General features: G+C 69.1%; 10 protein-coding genes. 3 read left to right on the top strand and 7 right to left on the bottom strand.

Translation table 11 applies throughout. The features are described from left to right. Positions 1 to 54: 54 nt before the first annotated feature. From K8640_RS21600 to K8640_RS21590, 3 genes are all read left to right on the top strand, one after another. A complete protein-coding gene (locus K8640_RS21600; protein WP_141332565.1) occupies positions 55 to 1317 on the top strand; it encodes a Tat pathway signal protein in 1263 nt (420 codons plus the stop codon). Positions 1318 to 1372: 55 nt separating this feature from the next. Further along, entirely contained in the window at positions 1373 to 4435 is a 3063-nt protein-coding gene (locus K8640_RS21595) for a hypothetical protein (RefSeq protein ID WP_223748748.1), read from the top strand. Between the two features lie 175 nt (positions 4436 to 4610). Beyond that, positions 4611 to 5513 (top strand): serine protease, encoded by a 903-nt coding sequence (locus K8640_RS21590; RefSeq protein ID WP_223748747.1) that lies wholly within the window; start codon positions 4611 to 4613, stop codon positions 5511 to 5513. A 67-nt stretch (positions 5514 to 5580) separates the two neighbouring features. Here K8640_RS21590 and K8640_RS21585 read toward each other — a convergent pair whose 3' ends face one another. The 7 genes from K8640_RS21585 to K8640_RS21555 are packed head-to-tail and all read right to left on the bottom strand — an operon-like array spanning position 5581 to position 20414. Further along, entirely contained in the window at positions 5581 to 5898 is a 318-nt protein-coding gene (locus K8640_RS21585) for a hypothetical protein (protein WP_223748746.1), read from the bottom strand. Positions 5899 to 5945: 47 nt separating this feature from the next. After that, the gene (locus tag K8640_RS21580; RefSeq protein WP_223748745.1) at positions 5946 to 7562 is read right to left on the bottom strand and encodes an FAD-binding protein; all 1617 of its coding nucleotides are present in this window, start codon (positions 7560 to 7562) and stop codon (positions 5946 to 5948) included. Positions 7563 to 7589: 27 nt separating this feature from the next. Beyond that, positions 7590 to 8567 carry an amidohydrolase family protein gene (locus tag K8640_RS21575; RefSeq protein WP_223748744.1) on the bottom strand — a complete coding sequence of 326 codons (978 nt, stop codon included), beginning with the start codon at positions 8565 to 8567 and terminating at the stop codon, positions 7590 to 7592. Beyond that, positions 8564 to 8863: an acyl carrier protein gene (locus K8640_RS21570; protein WP_046713658.1), complete on the bottom strand. Its 300-nt coding sequence runs from the start codon at positions 8861 to 8863 to the stop codon at positions 8564 to 8566. The genes K8640_RS21575 and K8640_RS21570 overlap by 4 nt, the downstream gene beginning before the upstream one ends. A 27-nt stretch (positions 8864 to 8890) precedes the next feature. Further along, entirely contained in the window at positions 8891 to 10507 is a 1617-nt protein-coding gene (locus tag K8640_RS21565) for an AMP-binding protein (RefSeq protein WP_223748743.1), read from the bottom strand. Next, positions 10504 to 17109 carry a non-ribosomal peptide synthetase gene (locus tag K8640_RS21560; RefSeq protein ID WP_223748742.1) on the bottom strand — a complete coding sequence of 2202 codons (6606 nt, stop codon included), beginning with the start codon at positions 17107 to 17109 and terminating at the stop codon, positions 10504 to 10506. Before K8640_RS21560 ends, K8640_RS21565 begins: the two co-directional genes overlap by 4 nt. Further along, on the bottom strand, positions 17106 to 20414 hold the full coding sequence (locus tag K8640_RS21555; protein WP_223748741.1) for a non-ribosomal peptide synthetase: 3309 nt from the start codon (positions 20412 to 20414) through the stop codon (positions 17106 to 17108). The genes K8640_RS21560 and K8640_RS21555 overlap by 4 nt, the downstream gene beginning before the upstream one ends. Positions 20415 to 20416: the final 2 nt, after the last annotated feature.

The following is a 20416-nucleotide window of genomic DNA, read 5'->3' as shown; positions in this document are numbered from 1 at the left end:
GCACGCCGCTGGCAATAGGGGGCGCACCCCCTCCTCGACCCGGACGGAACTGGCATGCCGAAGGACGTCTTCACCGTGTGTTTCTGTGGAACCGGCTGCGCGCGCGACGAAGGCGAGGAGACCCGGTACTGGGACTACAAGACCTCGCTGGTCCGCTTCCTGTCCAAGACCGAGCGCCAGCTCAAGAGCGACAAGAACATCTTCGACCCGCAGACGGGCTACATCCCGGTGCGCATCCACAAGGAGATCTCCGGCGGGCTGCGCAACACGAAGCGCAGCGGCTCCGTGCGAGGAGTGGGTGAGAACGACTGGTACGACCAGATGGACCGTTGCGACCCCCTGCTCAGCAACCTGGAGCTGACTCCCGGAGACCTGCGCAAATACGTGTCGGGCTACTCCGAGGGCGATCAACGCGGCATGGCGAACCAGGGCCTGGGGTGGGCCGACGCCGCGCTCGCGCTCCACGGCGCGAGCCTCGCGGCGGCCAGCGGCGCGGAGCAATACAACTTCATCGGGCACAGCCGTGGCGGCGTCGAGGCCATCATGGCCGCCTGGTTCCTCTACGCCTATGGCGGAGAGGCCCGAAAGAACATCCCCATCAACATCTTCGCCATCGACCCCGTCCCGGGCATGGGTGAGTGGTACAGCATCCAGACTCAGCTGGCCCCCCAGGTCGCCAACTACGTCGGCGTCTATGCGTGGGACCACCTGGACACGGGCTTCAGCGCGGTGATTCCCCGGCCCAACGCCCGGATGACCAAGCAGAAGGCACACCAGGACATCGAGGATGGACGGGGACTGGGGAGCACCTGGGCGACGCTCGCGAACAACCGCCAGCTCGCCGACCCCCTCGTCCGTCAGGAACTGCCCCAGCCGGAGGGGTACAAGCTCTACGCCATCCGGGGACGCCACGGCACCGTCGCGGGCATCTACACCACGGACGGGCTCTATGACGCCTCCAAGGTCAGCGACGACGTCGGCGCGGTCCCCCGGCTCGTCTACAAGATGGCCCGTGGGTACCTGACCCAGTGGGACACCGAATTCCAGACGCGAAGCCGCGTGCGCGAGGGCGTCAAGTCACTGCGCAGGCGCATCCACACGGCGCACTCCCACTTCGACACCATGGCGCTCGGTGAGGTCCGCACGTCCCGGCTGCCCTTGCGCCAGTCCGTGCGGCGCGTCTCCTCCATCCACGGCATGCGCACCTGGGACCGCTACTACCTCGAGGACGTGGTGGGCACGCCTCCCTACAACCTGACCTATCCCTGCACCATCGAACAGGCCGGGGACGGGTGGATCGACTGGACCTTCCTGTGAGCCCGCGCGGCCACCGAGACATCGCAAACCCCTCCAGGCGTGGAGCTCGACGACGATGAGCAAGATCGATGACGTGCTGTCCGTGGTGCCCGACAAGTACTTCACGCACGTGAGCCACGACTGCTACGTGCGGCTGCTGGACACGCCCCGCATCTGGGGGCTGCCGTTCGGCCCGGAGATCATGCAGGAGGCCCGGCGCCGCACCAACGACTTCGAGCGCGCCCTGGTGGAGGTCCTCCAGAAGACGCGCTTCCGCTGCGACGTGGCGTCCCTCAACAGCCCGGACCCCGCCTGGGCGAAGATCATCCTGGGGGCCCTCGACACGGCGATGATGGCCAACAAGGGCAAGCCCATCCAGATCCGCTTCCTCTTCGGGCAGACGCCCATGCTCCTCAAGGACGGCACGTCGCCCAACCTCATCGACTTCCAGGGCGCGCTGATCCGGCTGGTGCGCTCTCGCAAGAAGGACTGGGGCGCGGTGCCGGAGATCTGGATGGCGAAGTTCTACCGCCTGCAGGAGGGCCTGCTGTCGGGCTTCTCCGCCTTCGTCAGCGCGTCGCTGCCGTCGTGGCTGGCGCCGGACTCCGACGACGACTTCACGAAGATGACGTGGAACCACTCGAAGATCGTCGCCTCGGATGGCGCCGAGGCGCTGGTCGGCGGGCACAACCTGAACATGGACCTGTTCACCAGCTATCCCCCCGTGCACGACGTGTCCGTCGTCATGCACGGCGCGGGGGCCCTGGGCGCGCAGCGGTTCCTGAACCGGATGTGGTCCTGCAGGACGGACGTGGTGACCAAGGAGCGCCTGGACCCGGACACCCTGACGTGGGTGAACGGGGACGACGACAAGGCGGAGGTGCGAAAGCCCCTGGACCCGCTGGACCTGAAGGAGGCCCAGGACCTGCGCGCGCAGCGCTACGAGCTCTTCTCCAGGATCCACATCGGCGGTCTGCCGGTGGACAGTCCTCGCGCCCGCCGCCGGATCGGCAACGAGCCGCTGCCCACCGTCTGGGAGGAGGACACCGAAGAGGACCTCCTGCCGGATGTCATCCGCGAGGACGACCTGCAGACGCTCAGGGACCTGGAGCAGCCCGTCTTCGAGGAGGACCGGACCATCGGCTACGCGGGCATGGGGGAGTACAAGCGCGCGACGCGCGTGCTGTCCATCGGCAAGCACTGGTCCGGCTCGGACATGAAGGAAGACTACGAGAAGGCGTCCGAGCTCATGAAGGAGAACCTCATCATGGGCTGCACGGACGTGCTGCGCCTGTCTCAGATGGACCTGGTGAGCGCGTGGAAGAAGAAGTGGTCCTCGCACGTCGTCTGTCATTGGATCATGGAGTCGCTGCTCGTCAACCCGCACCTGGTGGTGCAGGTGGTGGTGTCGCCCCTGGACGCGGGCGCGGGCGCGGAAGGAGACCAGTACTCGTTCGGCTCGGGCGCGTGCCGCACGTTCGAGCTGTTCCAGTACTACATGGCGAGGACGCTGGAGGACGCGCTGCGGCCGGATGCCGAGCGGCGGCTTCGCGCCCTGGACCGCCTGCACATCGCGCCGTTCTATTACACGGACGTGCCCCGGGATAAGACGCGGGAGGGGGAGTCGTACTTCTGGCCGCAGCTGACGCCCGAGGGCTACACGGCGACCTTGAAGCAGAAGGCGCTCTCCGAGGTGCCGCCGGTCAAGGGCATCATCGGCAACGCGGTGGAGTCCGTGCAGAAGGCCAGTGGCGCGGTCTTCCCCAAGGTCCCGTCGGCGCCGGGCAACCACTCCAAGATCATGATCGCCGACGACCAGGCGTACGTGGTCGGGTCTGACAACCTGTATCCAGGCTTCCTCTCGGAGTTCAACTACCTGGTGGAGGGGCCGGTCGCGGTGGGCGACATGCTGCGCAATTACTGGGAGCCGCTCTGGTCCTTCTCGGGCAAGCATTGCGTCAATCCCCGCTGTGATGGGGGATGCAAGACCCTCAAGAATCCTCCCAAGCCCAGGTCGGGCCGTGGGGGGATGTCCGAGCTGCCCGCGAGCCGGTTGTTGATGGGCATGGGGCATGGGAGCCCGCTGCCGCGTCCCGAGCTCTTCGGTGGCCGCATGCCAGGGGGGCTCCAGTCGTCCTCGTTCTTCGCCCGGAAGGGCTCGGGTCAGGACTGGTCCGAGCCGCTCCTGAACGCCGGCAACCAGGGGAAGGTCCTGCGGGTCGACCTGCGCGCGCCGCCGGACCTGATGGAGATCCTGAAGAAGGACGAGGAGACGGCGAAGAAGGAGAAGGAGGAGCGGGATCGCCTCAAGCGCCTGCAGCCCGTGTCCTCGTCCCCGTCGACGGGGACGACGCAGCAGACCGCCTCCACGACGACGGGCGGGTCCTCGCCCTCGACGAAGGACTCGTCCTCCAGTGCCTTCGAGAACCACGACAAGATCGAGGGGACGCACTACTACACGGACCAGCAGATCGACACGCTCCTGCGCCACTACCTGCGCGGCGTGCCGAACGTGGTCGTGCTGCGTGGCATCAACCTCTACGTGCTCAATCGCATCGCGCCGGACACGTATGACGAGGCGCTCCAGGGCATGGTCGCGGATGGCCCGCCCCGCGTCCTCGTCCAGCCCTACAACATCAATGGCAACCACTGGGGGCTCATCTACATCAAGGTGGCGCCCCCGGCGCGAGGCGTCCGGGGCCAGGCGCGTGTGCTCTTCGTCGACCCGCTGGGGCCGCAAGGTGTGCCCAACCTGGGCACGTTGCGGCGCGCGTTCCCGGACCTGCTGGTCGAGCGCTCCGGCATCCGTTACCAGGACGATGTCATGGGGAGCTACAAGGACGGCCAGCACAGCTGCGGTCCGTGGATCATCCAGATCGCCCGGCACCTCGTCGCGAACGATGGGGCCCTGCCTCCCACGGCGCGCCACCCGCGTGACGCCGCCGTCGGGTTCCGCGCGGAGCATCAGCAGATCCTGGACAACCTCAACCGACAGTTCATGGACGAGTTCGTCATCGTGGAGGACTACTTCGACTCGCCCAAGCCCCTGGTCAAGAGCGGGGAGCTCCCGAAGCCACAGCCTCCCGTGGACAACAGCAAGAAGGACTCGGACGACGACGACGACTTCGTCATGGTCTGAGCCCGGGACAGCACAGGGTGAAGCTGACGCGTCAACCCGCGGCGTTCCCAGCGCGCATGACGTGTCAGCGATGTCCCGTGCCACGGCTCGCGCAGGGGGCTCACTCTGGGCGGCCCCTGGTTCACGCATTGCAATCCTCCGAGTCCATCTGGGACTGGAGGATGCATTGCGCTTCGTGAGTCGAGTGGTGGTCGCGGTCGGGCTGTTGGGGTGTGGGGGGGCGGAGCTGGAAGTGCCCGAGGCGATGGAGCAGGGGACGCAGGAGATCGTGGGAGGCGTCGAGGCGCGGCCCGGTTCGTGGCCCTGGATCGTCAGCCTGCAACAGGGCGGGAGCCATTTCTGTGGTGGCAGCCTGATTCGGGTGGGTAGCCGGCAGGAGACGGACATCGTCCTCACCGCCGCGCACTGTGTCGCGGATGGATATTCGGGCGTGATGGTGGTCGCGGGTGCCCATGACCTCTATCGGCCCACCTCCGCGCAGGTGACGGTCCGCGTGGCGAACGCCGTCTCTCATCCGCGGTACGACCCGGACACGACGAAGAACGACCTCGCCGTCCTCAAGCTGGAGCGCCCCATCCGCATCGGGGGAACGTGTGGCGAGCCCGCCGTGCCCCAGCGTCCCAACCTCTCCGCCGTGGTGTCCCTCACCGACGCGCTGAGCGTCCAGGCCGTGTGTCTTCCGGCCGTGGGCGCGGAGCTCGCGGAGGGCACGATGGCGTCCATCGCGGGCTGGGGCCTGACGCGAGAGGGGGGCCATGACTCTTCCAGCATCCTGCTGCAGGTCGGTGTTCCCATCGTCGGTGACCGAGCCCTGACGCAGAGCTATCGCACGCAAGGTATCGAGATCGACGGCCCCACCATGCTGGGCGCAGGCTATGCGCAGGGGGGCAAGGACGCGTGCCAGGGAGACAGCGGGGGACCGCTCGTCATGAAGTCCGGGACGAAGTACGTGCTCCACGGCATCACGAGCTTCGGCGTGGGCTGCGCGAGGGCGGGGCTCCCTGGGGTCTACACCCAGGTCTCCAGCTTCCTGCCGTGGATCCAGGCGCGCGTCGCCGAGCTCAGCAGCGTCCGGTAACCATGGCACCTCACCGCTGACATGAGGACGGCCGGGAGACTGTCCTCCCGGCCGTCCCGTTCCCAGGTCAGCGCGCGATGGACTCGCAGGGTGTCTCGGGGATGAGGATCTTCACATACGGCGTCGTATAGCCCGTCCTGCCCTGGGGCAGGCCGCACACGCACCGCCAGGAGCCGACGCGGGTGGTGAGCGTCTCGTCGCTGAAGTAGTGGATGTTGAATTCGGAGTCGCAGACGGGCGGCGCCTCGGCATGACGGGACTCGACGTCCGCTTCCTGTTCCCCTGAAGCCTCGGGACCTCCACAGGCCGTCGTCAGGACCGCGATGGAAATCGTCAGACTCCGCGTCAGCTGTCCGAAGCGCATGGGCTCTTCCTTGCCTGTCATTCGAGTGGAGGCCCTCCCTTGCAGGAGGGTCGCTCGAAAGCCTATCACTAACTCACGGGAATCGACTGGGCGTGATGGAAGTAGTTGGTCGGGTCCCAGCGGCGCTTCACCTTGACCAGGTTGCGCGGTGCCTGACGGAAGTTCTGGAGGAAGTACAGCCACAGGGCCTGGTCCACGTTGCCCCGGGCATGGGTGCCCAGCACCTCATCCGGGTAGTTGTAGTAGCAGCCGTCCACCGTGCCCGTGGAGTCCCGCGTGGGATTGGGTGTCCCGCCGTACGCCGCGTACACGTCCTTGTAGAAGCCGTTGATCCAGCTCACGTGGGCCTCGGCCTGCTCCCGGAAGGGCGACATCAGGCCCTCGCCGGGCTTGGAGGCGTTGTTCCAGTACGTCTGGTACTGGAGCTTCATCAGTGAGCTGCGCTGGGGCACCGGCGTCGAGTCCGCCGGGTAGCGGTTGATGGCCCCGCCGTAGCTGTCCACCTGCAGCAGGCTCTGCGCCATGTCCGCCTGGGGAATCCCCGCGGGGTAGCGGTGGAGCCACTCGTAGATGGCCGTCACCTGCTCGGCCGGGAACGCCTTCTTCATGTACGCGGACTTGTACTTGCCGAACTGGTTGGGCCCGGAGCCGTTCAGCGTCTGGAGCGCCTCCAGATAGGTGATGTGCTGGGCCTCATCGCTGGCCAGCAGGTGCGTCATCATCCCCGGGTGGCCTCCCAGCGGCCTCACCAGCGGTCTGGACCGGGCGACCTTCGCGAAGCGCTTCTGGATGCGCGCCACGCTGTCCTCCGCGTGCCTGCGGTGCTGGTCATGCTTCGTCCCGGCCGGGGACGTCACCTGCAACACCATGCCCACCTGGCTCGCCGCGACGTGGTTCAACTTGAGCAACGTGAAGTTGCTGTCGGGCAGCGTCGTCACCAGGTCCGCGTACTCCGCGAGCAGGTTCGTGAAGGCCGTCAGGTCCAGGCTGGACCAGTCCCACGCCAGCGTCCACAGCGTGGCGTGGTCCGGTGCGTCCGGGAGCTGCTGGAAGTAGTACCGCGCGATGACCCCGAAGTTGCCGCCGCCCGCGCCGCGCAGGGCCCAGAACAGGTCCTTCTCGTCCGGGTCCGCGCTGGACGCGGAGACATGGCTCAGCTTCCCCCGGCCCGCGGCCGCGTCCCAGGTGACGATGTCCACCGCGCTCAGGTGGTCCACCGTCAGTCCGTGCAGCCGGGACAGCAGCCCGTAGCCTCCGCCGGTGATGTGCCCGCCCGCGCCCACCGAGTAGCAGGAGCCCGCGGGCAGCGTCTTCCCGAACGTGTTGAGCAGCGTGCGGTAGACGGTCCAGTTCTCACAGCCCGCGTCGACGAAGTACGCCTGCCTCGCGTTGTCGAAGCCGACCTGGTTCAACGCGGACATGTCGATGACCGCGGCCGTCTCGTCGTTGTAGACGAAGTTCTCGTAGCAATGGCGGCCGGAGGTGATCTTCACGTTGCGCCCATGGGTCGACAGCGCCTCGTTGACGATGGCGAGCACCTGTTCCGGGTGCGTGGGGACGTAGACAGCCTTCAGGTTCGGCGCGAACCAGCGGCGGTCGAAGCCCTGGCGGTCGCTGAGGATCAGCGGGCGCGTCGGACCTCGACTCGCCAATGAGGGGTTTTCGACGACGGGGGCAGTGGTCATGGTCCATCCTCCGGGGTGGAGACAGCGTCAACGGCTTGCGACACGAGCCTGGTTCGAGGCGTTCCCAGCAGCTCCGGCGAGCAGACGCGCCATGTTGTCGTGGAGGACCAGGCGGGCCTCCAGCTCGGTGATGAGGGACAGCGGGCCATCCTCGGCGGTGAGGACGTCCACGAAGGCACGCTGGTCCCCCTGCATGCGGAACACGGGCCAGTCCGTGCCGAAGAGGACCTTGTGGTTGATGCCGCGAGCCACCACGCGCCGCAGGGCCTCGTCTGACGACGTCCTCAACAGGCTCTGATAGCCGCTGACATCCAGGTACACGTTGGGCCGGTACGCGCACAGCATGGCGCACTCGTCGGGGTAGCTCACCGAGCCGTGCGCGAGGATGAAGTTGACGGTGGGGAACGAGCGCGCCGCCAGGTCCAGCATCAGCGGCGTCGACGTGTCGAACGCCAGCACCGGTGACGTGGGCCCGATGTGCACCACCACCGGCACGCGGTGGTGCGCGCACAGCTCGTAGTAGGGGAACAGCTCCGGCGCGCTGGGGCTCATCCCGCACGGAGGATAGACCTTGAATCCGCTGAAGCCCCACTCCACCAGCGAGCGCTCGAACAGGTCCACTCCGTCCTTCCCCCACCGGGGGTCCACGCCGCCGAACACCACGAGCTTCCCGGGGTGGCGCTTCAGCACCTCGGCGTGCGCCAGGAGGGTCTCCTCGACGGTGAGCGGACAGTCCGTGAGCGCGTAGCTGTAGTCGGCCGCGAGCAGCACCGCGCACTCGATGCCCGCGGCCTCCATCTCCGCCACCAACTGGTCGCAGAGCGGGTCCTGGAGCTTCTGGAGGTAGGCGTTCGCCAGCTTCTGGGGCGTGGCGCGCACGCCCTGCGCGGTGAGGGCCGCGACGCCGTTGGCCACGACGCCGTCGATGAAGGAGCGGGGGATGAACCGCTCCGAGGCGATGTGGCAGTGCGCGTCGATGATGCGCGGTGGAGGGCCTTGCGTCATGCCGACTCCGCCCGAGGGCCGGCCGCGCGGGCCTGTTCGACCAGGCGCCGGCTCATGTCGATGGCATCCCGCACGGTGTGGAGCCGGCCCAGGTCCACATCCGAGGCGAGCTCGTCCAGGGCCACGCCGAAGGTCTCCTCCAGCCGGAACAGCAGGCTCGCCACGCCGAGCGAGTCGATGCCCAGGTCCTTGCGCAGGCTCAGCTCCGGTGTGATCGCCGCCTTGCGGAACCGGCGCGGCACGGCCTGGGCAATCATCGCGATGACCTTCTCCTCGAACGTCGGGTCGCCCGTCATGGTGCTCCTCGAAGTCCTGCGGGGTGCTCAGCTCGCGGCGCGGTCGAGCTGGGTCTGGAAGACGTCGCCGATGCGCTTGCGGTCCAACTTCAGATTCGGGCGCAGAAGCCCGTTCTCCCGCGTGAAGGCCTCCTGCGCGAACACCACGCGCCCCACGCGCAGCGACTGCCGCTGTCCTCCCACTTCCTCCACGTGGCGCTCGATGCGGCGCTTCGCCTCCACGTCGTCGGGGTTCTTGGGGAGCACCACCGCGACCAGGCACGTCAGGGTGCCGCCGCCGAACACCACGGACTTGGCCACCTCCGGGCAGCGGTCGATCTCCGCCTCCACCAGCTCCGGATGCACCTTCTCCCCGCCCGAGGTGATGATGATCTCCTTCTTGCGGCCCACCAGGTACAGGTAGCCCTCCGCGTCGAAGCGCCCCACGTCACCCGTGGCCACGCGGTTGCCGCCGATGAAGGTCTTCTCGTTCTCTCCGTCCGCGCACTCGAAGTAGCCGGTCGCGTACATGTGCTCGCGGTGGACGATGATCTCCCCATCCGGCGCCAGCTCCACCTTGGGACCCGGGAGCAGCCGGCCCACGCTCCCCAGCCGGTGGGCCTCGGCGGTGTTGAGGGAGACCGAGCCGCACTCGGTGACGCCGTAGGTCTCGAAGACGGGCAGGCGCATCAGCTCGAGCAGCTCCAGCGTGGAGCGCTTGGTGGGGGCCATCCCCGTCACCATGAAGCGCATGCGTCCACCGAGCGTCTCGTGGACCTCGCGGAAGATCCTCCGGGCCAGGGCGTCGCGCGCGGACCGGGAGGGCAGACGCCGGGCGATTCCTCCGAGGACCCGGGCCAGCAGCTGCTTCGAGCGGGGCAGGTTGCCGAAGCGGGTCTCGATCGCTTCGTAGAGCGTGGGCGGGGCCACCAGCGCGGTGGGCCGCAGCTCCTTCATCGCGCGGAACAGGTGGACGGGCTCCGTGACGATGAGGTCGAACCCGTACCAGAACGCCGCGTAGTACATCAGCCGCTGCTGGAAGTTGGAGATGGGCAGGAACAACAGCATCGAGTCATCGGAGCGGGTCCTCGCCGCGCGGACGAAGGCGTCCAGGCTCTCCTCGACCCCCCGGCGGTTGAGGACGAGCCCCTTCAGCCACCCCGAGGAGCCCGACGAGAAGACGAGCCAGGGCTGGTCGAAGCCCTCCGGGGGTGGCTCGGTGCCTCGCTCGATGGCGCGCACGCCGTCGTTGGGGCCATCGAGCGCGGCGAGGGCGGCGTTCGTGTGTCCCTCCCGTTGCCTTCCAGGGACCAGGAGCAAGGAGAGCTGGTAGCGCTCGAGCAGCTCGTCGGGAGGTCTCGCGGCGAAGTCGTCGGGGAACGCGACGGTGACGGCGCGAAGCTCGAGCAGCGCCAGGTCGTGGACCAGCCACTCGTAGCAGTTCGGTGCCCGGAGGCCCACGCGCATGCCTGGGCGGATGCCCCAGCGCTCCAGCGCGGCCCTCGTCGTCACGACGTCCTCGTGCACCTGCGCGTGGCTTCGGCGGACGACCTTGCCCTTCTCGAAGGTGATGACCTCGCGCGAGGGATGCTCCAGCAGGCGGGGCAGCATCCGACGCACGTCGATGGCGTCCATCGGCGTCTCCTCGTTCCGGGCGTGGCTCATGGGCCTTCCTCCTGGAGCGCCGCCCACTGTCGTTGGGCCTCCTCGGCGGGGAGCGCCTCCAGCTCCGCGAGCAGCAGGGCCACCTCGTCCTCACTCGCTGCATCCGCACGGGTCTGGACGATGACCACCGCGAGCCGCTCGACGGTGGGCGCCTCGAACACGCGTCGCAGGGGCAGCTCCGTCCCCAGCTCACCGCGGATGCGGGACACCAGTCGGGTCGCGAGCAGCGAGTGGCCTCCCAGCTCGAAGAAGTCGTCGTGGACGCCCACGCGCGCGACTCGCAGCAGCTCCGTCCAGAGCTTCGCCAGGGCTTCCTCCACGGGCGTCCTCGGCGCGACGAAGCGGTCCGCGCTCGCGGGCAGGACCTCGTCGGAGTCGGGCAGGGCGCGCCGGTTGAGTTTGCCGGTGGGCGTGAGAGGCAGGGCGTCCATCCGCACGAACGCAGACGGCACCATGTGCTCGGGCAGCGAGGCTCCGAGCCAGGCGCGCAGCTCGCTTGCGGCGAGGTCGCGGGCGTCCACCGTCTGGAAGAAAGCCACCAGCCTGGGGCGTCCTTCTCCATCGGGCCGGGTCGTCACCGCGGCCTCCTTCACCGCCGGGTGTTGCCGCAGCCGTGCCTCGACCTCGCCGGGCTCGACCCGATAGCCGCGAATCTTCACCTGCTCGTCCACGCGCCCCAGGAACTGGACGGTGCCGTCGCGCAGATAGCGTGCTCGGTCGCCTGTGCGGTACAGGCGCTCGCCGGGCCGGGATGGGTCGGGCGGGCCGGGGATGAACTTCTCCGCCGTCGCGACGGGGCGGCCCAGGTAGCCGCGCGCGAGCATCATCCCGCCGAGGTGCAGCTCACCTGGGACTCCCACGGGGACCTGTTGTCCCCAGCGGTCCAGCACGTGGAGCGTGGCGTTGGGGATGGGGCGTCCGATGGCGGGGAGCGCGGGCCACGACGCGGGAGGCCCTTCCAGCGTCAGCTCGCTCACCACGTGGGTCTCCGATGGACCGTATTGGTTGTGCAGCGTGGCCTGGAGGCGCGAGAACAGGTGGGCGATGGACGGAGTGATCTGGAGCTGCTCGCCCGCGGTGATGACCTCGCGCAGGCTGGCGGGGGTGCCACCCAGCTCCCGGGCCCGGTCCGCGAGCTGCTGGAGCGCGACGTAGGGGAGGAAGACGCGGTGGATGTCCTCGGTCGCGAGCAGGCGCCACAGCACCTCCGGGTCCCTGCGCTGCTCCTCCGTGACGAGGACCAGCGTGCCGCCCGCGCACCACGTGGAGAACAGCTCCTGGAAGGACACGTCGAAGCTCAAGGACGCGAACTGCAATGTCCTCGCGCCAAGGGGGAGCTGGGAGCGGGCCATCTGCCAGTGGAGCAGATTGACCAGCGGACGGTGCGGCATCGCCACGCCCTTGGGGGTGCCCGTGGAGCCGGAGGTGAAGATGACGTACGCCAGCGAGTCCGGTGACGGTGGTGCCCGTGGCGCGATGGGGCGGAGCGGGGCGGTGTCCTCTTCGTCGCAGTCGATGAGCCGGGCGAGGTCGACGGGGAGCCGCTCGCGTGTGCCCCGGTGGGTGAGCACCACGGGCACCTTCGCGTCGGTGAGCATGAAGGCGAGTCGCTCCTTCGGGAACCCGGGGTCCAGGGGCAGGTACGCGGCCCCGGAGCGCAGGACGGCGAGCACCGCCACCACCATCTCCAGCGAGCGCTCCAGGCAGATTCCGACGACGACCCCAGGCCCGGCGCCGAGTCCACGCAGGCGTGTGGCCAGGGCCTCCGAGCGTTCATCGAGCTCGCGGTAGGTCAGGGCGCGGGGGCCGAGGAGGACGGCTCGCAGGTCCGGGGTGCGCTCGGCCTGCCGCGCGAACAGCTCGTGCACGCACAGGTCCGGCGCGGGCGTACGGGGCGGATTCCAGCGCGCCAGCGCGGCCTGTTCCGCCGGGTCCAGCATGGAGAGCCGCGCGACGGGGAGGTCCGGTGTGGCGAGCGCGGAGGCGAGGAGGTTGCGCAGGTGGGACGCCATCCCGGCGATGGTCTCCGGGTCGAACAGGTCCGAGTTGTACTCGAGGCTCGCCTGGAGGGACTCCGAGGTCTCCGCGACGAACAGGATGAGGTCGAACTTGGCGGTGCCCGTGCCCATCGCGGGGGCACCGGAGGCCAGTCTCGCGCCCTCCGCGGACAAGGGTCGCCCCGTGTTCTGCAGGGCGAGCATCACCTGGAACAGCGGGTTGTACGCGAGGTTGCGTCCGGGGTTCAGCTCCTCGACCAGCTTCTCGAAGGGCAGGTGCTGGTGCGCGTAGGCGCCGAGCGACACCTCGCGGACGCGTGCGAGCAGTTGCCGGAAGCTCTCCTCGCCGGTGACGCGGGTTCGCATGGGGAGCGTGTTGGCGAAGAAGCCGATCATCCCCTCCAGCTCGGGACGCACCCGGTTCGCGATGGGGGAGCCGACCACCAGGTCGTCCTGCCCCGAGTAGCGGTGGAGCAGCAGGTTGAACGCCGCGAGCAGCCCCATGAACAACGTGCAGCCCTCGGCCTGGCAGAAGCGCAGCAGGGCCGTGGAGGGCAGGGTGAAGGGATGGAGGCCGCCTCGGAAGACCTGGACCGGAGGACGCGCCCTGTCCGTGGGCAGCGACACCACGGGCGGCGCGCCGCGCAGGTGCTCCTTCCAATAGGCGAGCTGACGTTCGAGCACGGAGCCCGTCAGCCACTGTCGCTGCCAGGCCGCGAAGTCCGCGTACTGGAGCTCCAGCGGAGGCAGCGATGCGGGTGTGCCCGTCCGGCCCGCTTCGTAGAGGACGCTCAGCTCACGGAAGAGCACGTCGGCCGACCAGGCATCGGCCACGATGTGGTGCACGGTGAGGAGCAGGACGTAGTCGTTGTCCGCGAGGTGCAGGAGCCGGGCGCGCAGCAGCGGGCCGCGTGAGAGGTCGAAGGGATGCTGCGCTTCGAGGGCGGCGAGTCGTTGGGCCTCGTGTTCTCGCGTGGCCTCGGGCCAGGCGCGCAGGTCGACGACTGGCAGGGCGACACTGCCTGGGGGCGCGATGACCTGGACCGGTTGTTGGTCCATCACGGTGAACGTGGTGCGGAGCGACTCGTGCCGGAGCACGAGGGCGTTCAGGCTCCCCTGGAGCGCGGCCACGTCGAGGGGGGCCCGAATCCGGAAGGAGGTGGGGATGTTGTAGAAGGCGCTGTTGGGTTCGAACTGGTCGAGGAACCAGAGGCGCTGCTGCGCGAAGGAGAGCGGGAGCGGGCGGTCCCTGGGCGCGGGGCGGATGGGGGGAGGACGGCCGGAGTCGTGGCCGAGTCGCTCGATGGTTCGCGCGAGCTGCGCGATGGTGGGCGCCTCGAAGAGCTGACGCAGGGGCAGGTCCACGCCGAACGCATCGCATGCGCGCGCCACGACCTGGGTCGCGAGCAGGGAGTGTCCACCCAGGCGGAAGAAGTCATCGTGGATGCCCACGCGCTCCAGGCTGAAGGCCTGGGCCCAGATGCGGGCGAGGGTTTCCTCCACGGGGTCACGCGGTGCCGAGTAGGGCGCTGCCGAGGCACCGGCGGTGTCTCGACGTTCGAGCTCGGTCAGCAGGGCTCGGCGTGCGTGCTCCTCTGTGGGGGCACGTGGAAGTGCGTCCAGGAAGAGGAAGGAGTCGGGCAGGGCGGAGTCGGGGAGTCGGTCCTCGAGGTGTTGTCGGAGGGCTTCGCGTTCGGAGGACGGGGCGACCACGGCGGCCACCAACTGCGAGCCCGGCCGGATGACGACCGTGGCTTCCGTCACCTGGGGATGCGCACGCAGGGCCTGTTCGACTTCGCCCAGTTCGAGGCGTGTTCCGCGATGCAGGTGTCGCCCATCACGTCGACCCACCCACTCGAGCCCTCCGTCGGGCAAGCGACGCGCGAGGTCTCCCGTTCGCACCAGGTTGTCGCGGGGGAAGGTGCGCTCGGGTGAGGAGAGATATCCAGAGGCGAGATGCTCACCCGAGACGTACAGGTCCCCGACGAAGCCCGAGGGAACGGGGGACAGGGCTTCGTCGAGCAGGTGCAGGGTGGTGCCCGCCACGGGTGTACCGATTCGGGTGACGGGGCGCTCGGAAGGAGAGGGCGCTGCCACGGGACGGAGCGCGGCGATTCCGCCGACTTCTGTCCAGCCGTACACGTGGAGGACGCGACTGAGGACGTCGGGAGGAAGCGAGCTCGTCAGCAGGGCCTCCTCGTCGGGGCCGCCGGTCCACAACATGAGTCGAAGGGAGCGGAGGGACCAGGGGAACTCACGGCCCAGCTTCACGAGCATGGGCGTGGTCAACGCGATGACGGAGACCGAGTGCTCGCGCAGATGCATGGCCAGCTTGCGCGGAGTCAGGCTTCGCCCGCCTGACAGAGGCGCGAGCCGGGCACCGGCGGCGAGCGCGCCCAACAGGAAGAAGGGCGCGGCTTCGTCCCACGTCCCTTCGGGGAAGGAGAGGCAATCGTCGGGGCTCAGCCTCAGGTCAGGCAGTCGACATGCCGCCGCGAGGGCCGCGTGGCTCATCACCACGCCCAGCGGCCGGCCCTCGGGACCTGGACGAGGCAGGACGCAGGCAAGCCCATCGAGCGTTGTCGCTTCAAGAGAGCCAGCACCCAGCGGTGGGGCCGCGGGGCCTGGACGTGGCAGGGCGCGAGCGAACCCGTCGCGAATCGTAGGGATGGGCTCGTCTTCTTTCGCTGGTGCGAATCCAGCGGAGCGCGTCCCAGCCGCGAGAGGTGCCATGTCACCGGTGGGGGGCGCATCAGCGCTCAGGCAATGCTCCAGGAGGATGTGCCGTCCAGGGAGCCCCTGCAGCCGTGTGGCCTGATGTTGCTGGCAGAGGATGTGCGACGGGCGCAGCGCCTCCACGGTGGCGGCCAGTCGAGACGCGGGCTCGCTCGTGTCGAGCGGGATGAACGCTCCTCCTGCGCACAGCACACCGAGATGGGCCACCACCAGCTCCGGCGATGGCTCCACGAAGAGCCCCACCAACATTCCCGGCGAGACTCCCTGTGTCCGCAGCGCTCGGGCCACCAGGTCCGCGCGGTGGACCAGCTCGCCGTAGCTCAGCGCGTCCTCACCGGTCTGGACCGCGACGGCCTCCGGGTGGCTCATCGCTCTCGCGGACACCTGCTCGTGAACACGTTCGACGCTCGACCGGACCGGCACCTCCGGCAACGGCTGCGCTGCCTCGACTCGTCGCCGCGCCTCGGCGTCCAGCAGCGGCAACGACGCCGTCGTCCGGTCCGGTTCCTCCGCGATGCCCCACAGCAGCGCGTGGAAGCAGCTCGCGAGGCGGGCGATCATCTCGCCCTCGAACAGGTCCAGGTTGTACTCGAAGAACGCGTGAGCCCCGGCCTCCGCCTCCGTCACGCAGAGGGTCAGGTCGAACTTGGCCGTGCCGCTCGAATACAACGGCGGCGTGTCGGATGCCGGTGCCCGGCTCGCATCACGAGGCCCCGTGTTCTGCAGGACGAACATCACCTGGAACAACGGGTTGTGACCCAGGTTGCGCTCGGGGCGGAGCTCCTCGACGAGCTTCTCGAAGGGCAGGTCCTGATGCGCGAACGCCCCCAGCGTCATCTCCCGGACCCGCCCCAGGAGCTGCCGGAAGCTCGGCGTCCCCGAGAGGTCGGCGCGCAGCACCAGCGTGTTGGCGAAGAAGCCGACCAGTCCCTCCAGCTCCGGACGCATCCGGTTCGCGATGGGCGTGCCGATGCACACGTCCGTCTCACCACTGAGCCGATGGAGGAGGGTGGCGAAGGCGGACAGCAGCAACATGAAGCTCGTCGCCCCCTCCCTCCGACCCAAAACCCCCAACCGCTCCATCAGCGCGGGCTCGAGCGAGAAGACGTGATGACCACCCCGCTGACCCACCACCCGGGGACGTGGCCCATGGGTGGGCAGCGCCAACAGACTGGGCACCGACGCGAGCTGCTTCCGCCAGTACGCCAGGTGCCCCTCCAGCACCTCTCCGCGCAGCGTCTTCCGCTGCCACGCCGCGAAGTCCACGTACTGGAGCGGCAGCGCCGGGAGCGGCGAGGGACGTCCCGCCGAGAAGGCCTCGTACAGCCGCGCCAGCTCGTCGAACAACACCCGCATCGACCAGCCATCCGCGATGATGTGATGCAGCACCAGCACGAGCAGGTGCTCGGTGTCGCTCGACGAGTAGAGCGTCATCCGGAGCAGCGGCCCGCGCTCCAGGTCGAACGGTCGCCGACACTCCTCCATCGCCAGTCGCTGCGCCTCCACCGCGCGCGTGGCCTCGTCCTCGCCAGAAGGGCGCACCGCGGACAGCTTCAGCTCCAGCGCAGGCAGGACCCGCTGCACCGGCTCGCCGCGCACCAGGGCGAAGAGGGTGCGCAGGGATTCATGGCGCTGCACGAGCGCATTGAGACAGCGTTGCAACACCGCCAGGTCGATGGGCCCCGTCAGCCGGGTCACCGCCGGAAGATTGTACGTCGGGTTCCCAGGCTGGAAACGGTCCAGGAACCACAGCCGCGCCTGTGCATAGGAGAGCGGAGGCTCGGGGCGCGTGCCCTTGTCCCGCAGGGTCCGCGCCAACAGGGCTCTGCGCTCATCCGGCGAGAGCTGGGCGAGGGCGGGAGCGCTCATTTCGCCAGCTCCCCGCGCGCGGCCAGCTCCTCCAACATCGCCGACACCTCCGCGTCCGAGAGGTGGGCGACGTCCGCCAGCTCCGTGTCCCGCTCCAGCTTGGGAATGGCCGAGGCCACCGGCGTCGCCCCCTGTTCCGCCACCACCTTCGCGAGCGCCTCCACGGTGGGCGTCTCGAAGAGCCGGCGCAGCGGCACCTCCACCCCGTAGGCGTCATGGATGCGCGACACCACGCGCGTCGCCAGGAGGGAGTGTCCCCCCAGCTCGAAGAAGTTGTCGTGGACCCCGACGCGCGCGCGGCCGAGCAGCTCGGCGAACACGTGCGCCAGCTTCTCCTCCACCGCGCCACGCGGCGCCACATAGGCCGTCCTCGTCGCCGTATCGAGCTCTCCAGGGAGCGGCAGCGCGCGCCGGTCCAGCTTGCCGTTGGGCAGCAGGGGCAAGGCCTCCAGCGCCACGAAGGCGGTGGGCACCATGTGCTCGGGCAAGGTGCGCGACAGGTGGCGTCGCAGCGCGCCGGGCAGGTCCTCCCCGGGGCCGCTCACCACATAGGCCACCAGCCGCTTGTCGCCCGGCGTCACCTCGCGAGCCATCACCACCGCGTGGCGCACGCGAGGATGCGAGCGCAGCGCCGCCTCCACCTCGCCCAGCTCGATGCGGAACCCTCGAATCTTCTCCTGGTCATCCAGTCGCCCGAGGAAGTCGATGTTCCCATCCGCCCGGAAGCGCGCGCGGTCACCGGTGCGATATAGCCGCTGTCCGGGCTCGGTGCTGAACGGGTCCGGGATGAAGCGCTCCGCGGTAAGCTCGGGGCGCCCGAGGTAGCCGCGTCCCACGCCGATGCCGCCGATGAACAGCTCCCCCGGGAGACCGACAGGAACAGGCTCCAGCGTCGCGTCCAGGATGAACAACCGGGTGTTGTGGATGGGCTTGCCGATGGGCACCCGACCACCACTGCCAGTCGCAGGACACGTCCACGCGGACACCTCCACCGCCGCTTCGGTGGGGCCGTAGAGGTTGTGCAGCTCCGCCCGGAAGCGTGCGTGGAAGCGCGCCTCCAGGTCGGGCGTGACGGCCTCTCCGCTGATGATGACCTGCCGCAGGGTTTCGCAGCGCTCGACACCCCGGTGCTCCAGCAGGACGCGCAGCATCGACGGGACGAAGTGCGCGGCGGTCACCCGTTCAGCGGCCATCAGGTCGATGAGGTAACCCGGGTCGCGGTGTCCTCCGGGCTTCGCGATGACCACGGTGGCGCCCGTCATCAGCGGCCAGAACAGCTCGGTGATCGACACGTCGAAGCTGGTCGGCGTCTTGTGGAGCATCCTGTCGCGCCCATCCAACCGGTACGTCTGGCGCATCCAGGCCAGGCGGTTGGCGATGCCCGCATGGGAGTTCATCGCGCCCTTGGGACGCCCGGTGGAGCCGGAGGTGTAGATGACATACGCGAGCTGCGCGGGGTGCACGGGAAGCGCCGGGTCGCTGTCCTGCTCGCGAGCCACCTCCTCCCACTCCGTGTCCAGGCGGAGCACGCGGGCACGCGTCCCGGGCAGCGTCGACGCGAGGCTCGCCTGGGTGATGAGCACCGCGGGCGCGGAGTCCTCCAGCATGAAGGCCAGTCGTTCCGAGGGATACTCCGGGTCCAGCGGCACATACGCGCCACCTGCCTGCAGGATGCCCAGCAGCGCGACGAGCAGCTCCGGCGAACGCTCCATGCACACGCCCACCCGGACCTCCGGCCCCACGCCGTGACGCCCGAGGAAGCGCGCGAGCTGGTTCGCGCGGGACACGAGCTCCCGGTACGTCACCCGCTCCAGCCCGGCCATGAGCGCCACCGCCTCCGGTGTCCGCGCGGCCTGCGCCACGATGACGCGGTGGAGGAATCCCGGCTCCTCCCGGGACACGGTGGTGTCGTTCCACTCCACCAACAGCCGCCGCCGCTCCTCGTCGCCCAGGAGTGGAAGCCTCGAGATGGGTTGCGCCGGCGCAAGGACGATGGCGTGGAGCAGGGCGAGGAAGTGCGAGCCCATCCGCGTCACGGTCTCCGGCTCGAACAGCTCCGTGTCGTACTCGAACAGCGCGAATGCTCCACCGCGCGGCGCCTCCGCCACCGACAGCGTCAGGTCGAACTTGGAGGTCGTGGTCGGTACCCGAGGTGCTTCCGGTCCACCGGGAGATGCGCTGCCCTGGGGACGCTCCGCGCTCTGGAACGAGAACATCACCTGGAACAGCGGGTTGCTGCCCAGGTTGCGCTCGGGTTGCAGCTCCTCGACCAGCTTCTCGAAGGGAATGTCCTGGTGGGCGTAGGCGCCCAGCGTCACCTCGCGGACGCGCGCCAGGACGTCCTGGAAGCCGAGCGCGCCCGAGAGCTGGGTCCGCAGCACCAGCGTGTTGACGAAGAAGCCGATCAACCCCTCCAGCTCGGGTCGTCCCCGATTGGCGATGGGCGTGCCGACGACCAGGTCCTCCTGTCCGGTGGCGCGGTACAGGAGGACATCGAAGGCCGCGAGCATCACCATGAACGGCGTGGCCCCGACGCGCTGCCCCAGGGCCCGGAGCCTCTCATGCAGGTCGGCGTCCAGCGTCACCAGGTGCCCCGCGCCGCGGTGGGCCTGCATCAACGGACGCACCCTGTCCGTCGGAAGCTCCAGCCGAGGCGGCGCCCCCGCGAGCTGCGTCCTCCAATACTCGAGGTGCCGGGTGTAGACGTCGCCGCGGAGCAGCTCCCGCTGCCAATGGGAGTAGTCCGCATACTGGAGCCGCGGCTCCGGCAGGGGCGAGGGCCAGCCCGCGCTGAACGCGTTGTAGAGCGCCCCCAGCTCCCGCAGGAAGACGCCCATGGACCAGCCGTCCGAGACGATGTGGTGCATCGTCACGAGCAGCACGTGGTCTGCCTCCGCCAGCGTCACCAACGAGACGCGCAGCAGCGGACCCTCGGCGAGGGAGAACGGGCGCAGGGCATCGAGCGCCGCCAGGCGTTGCGCTTCCGACTCGCGCTGCGCGGCGGGCATCGAGCGCAGGTCGGTGATGTCCAGCGTCACCTGTCGCGAGGGCGCCACGACCTGCATGGGCTCGCCGTCGACGGCCGTGAAGGTGGTCCGCAGCGATTCGTGCCTGCGCACCAGCTCGTCGAGGCTCTTGCGCAGGGCCTCCACGTTCAGCGCGAAGCCCAGTCGGAGGGGCGAGGGGATGTTGTAGACGGGGCTCGCGGACTCGAACTGGTGGAGGAACCACAGGCGGCGCTGGGCGTATGAGGCGGGGAAGACGAAGGCCTCGCGAAGCTCCGGGACCGCGGGTGATGAGGCCATGG

It is taken from the genome of Myxococcus sp. XM-1-1-1 (assembly GCF_020037095.1).
Classification (GTDB): domain Bacteria; phylum Myxococcota; class Myxococcia; order Myxococcales; family Myxococcaceae; genus Myxococcus; species Myxococcus fulvus.
The sequence above is the reverse complement of the archived record's forward strand: the minus strand, read 5'-3'. Positions and strand labels throughout refer to the sequence as shown.

Bases quoted from the DNA above. Each gene is read 5' to 3' on its own strand.
- K8640_RS21600 (WP_141332565.1), top strand. From the start codon at position 55: ATGCCGAAGGACGTCTTCACCGTGTGTTTCTGTGGAACCGGCTGCGCG.
- K8640_RS21595 (WP_223748748.1), top strand. From the start codon at position 1,373: ATGAGCAAGATCGATGACGTGCTGTCCGTGGTGCCCGACAAGTACTTC.
- K8640_RS21585 (WP_223748746.1), bottom strand. From the start codon at position 5,898: ATGACAGGCAAGGAAGAGCCCATGCGCTTCGGACAGCTGACGCGGAGT.
- K8640_RS21580 (WP_223748745.1), bottom strand. From the start codon at position 7,562: ATGACCACTGCCCCCGTCGTCGAAAACCCCTCATTGGCGAGTCGAGGT.
- K8640_RS21575 (WP_223748744.1), bottom strand. From the start codon at position 8,567: ATGACGCAAGGCCCTCCACCGCGCATCATCGACGCGCACTGCCACATC.
- K8640_RS21570 (WP_046713658.1), bottom strand. From the start codon at position 8,863: ATGACGGGCGACCCGACGTTCGAGGAGAAGGTCATCGCGATGATTGCC.
- K8640_RS21565 (WP_223748743.1), bottom strand. From the start codon at position 10,507: ATGAGCCACGCCCGGAACGAGGAGACGCCGATGGACGCCATCGACGTG.
- K8640_RS21560 (WP_223748742.1), bottom strand. From the start codon at position 17,109: ATGAGCGCTCCCGCCCTCGCCCAGCTCTCGCCGGATGAGCGCAGAGCC.
- K8640_RS21555 (WP_223748741.1), bottom strand. From the start codon at position 20,414: ATGGCCTCATCACCCGCGGTCCCGGAGCTTCGCGAGGCCTTCGTCTTC.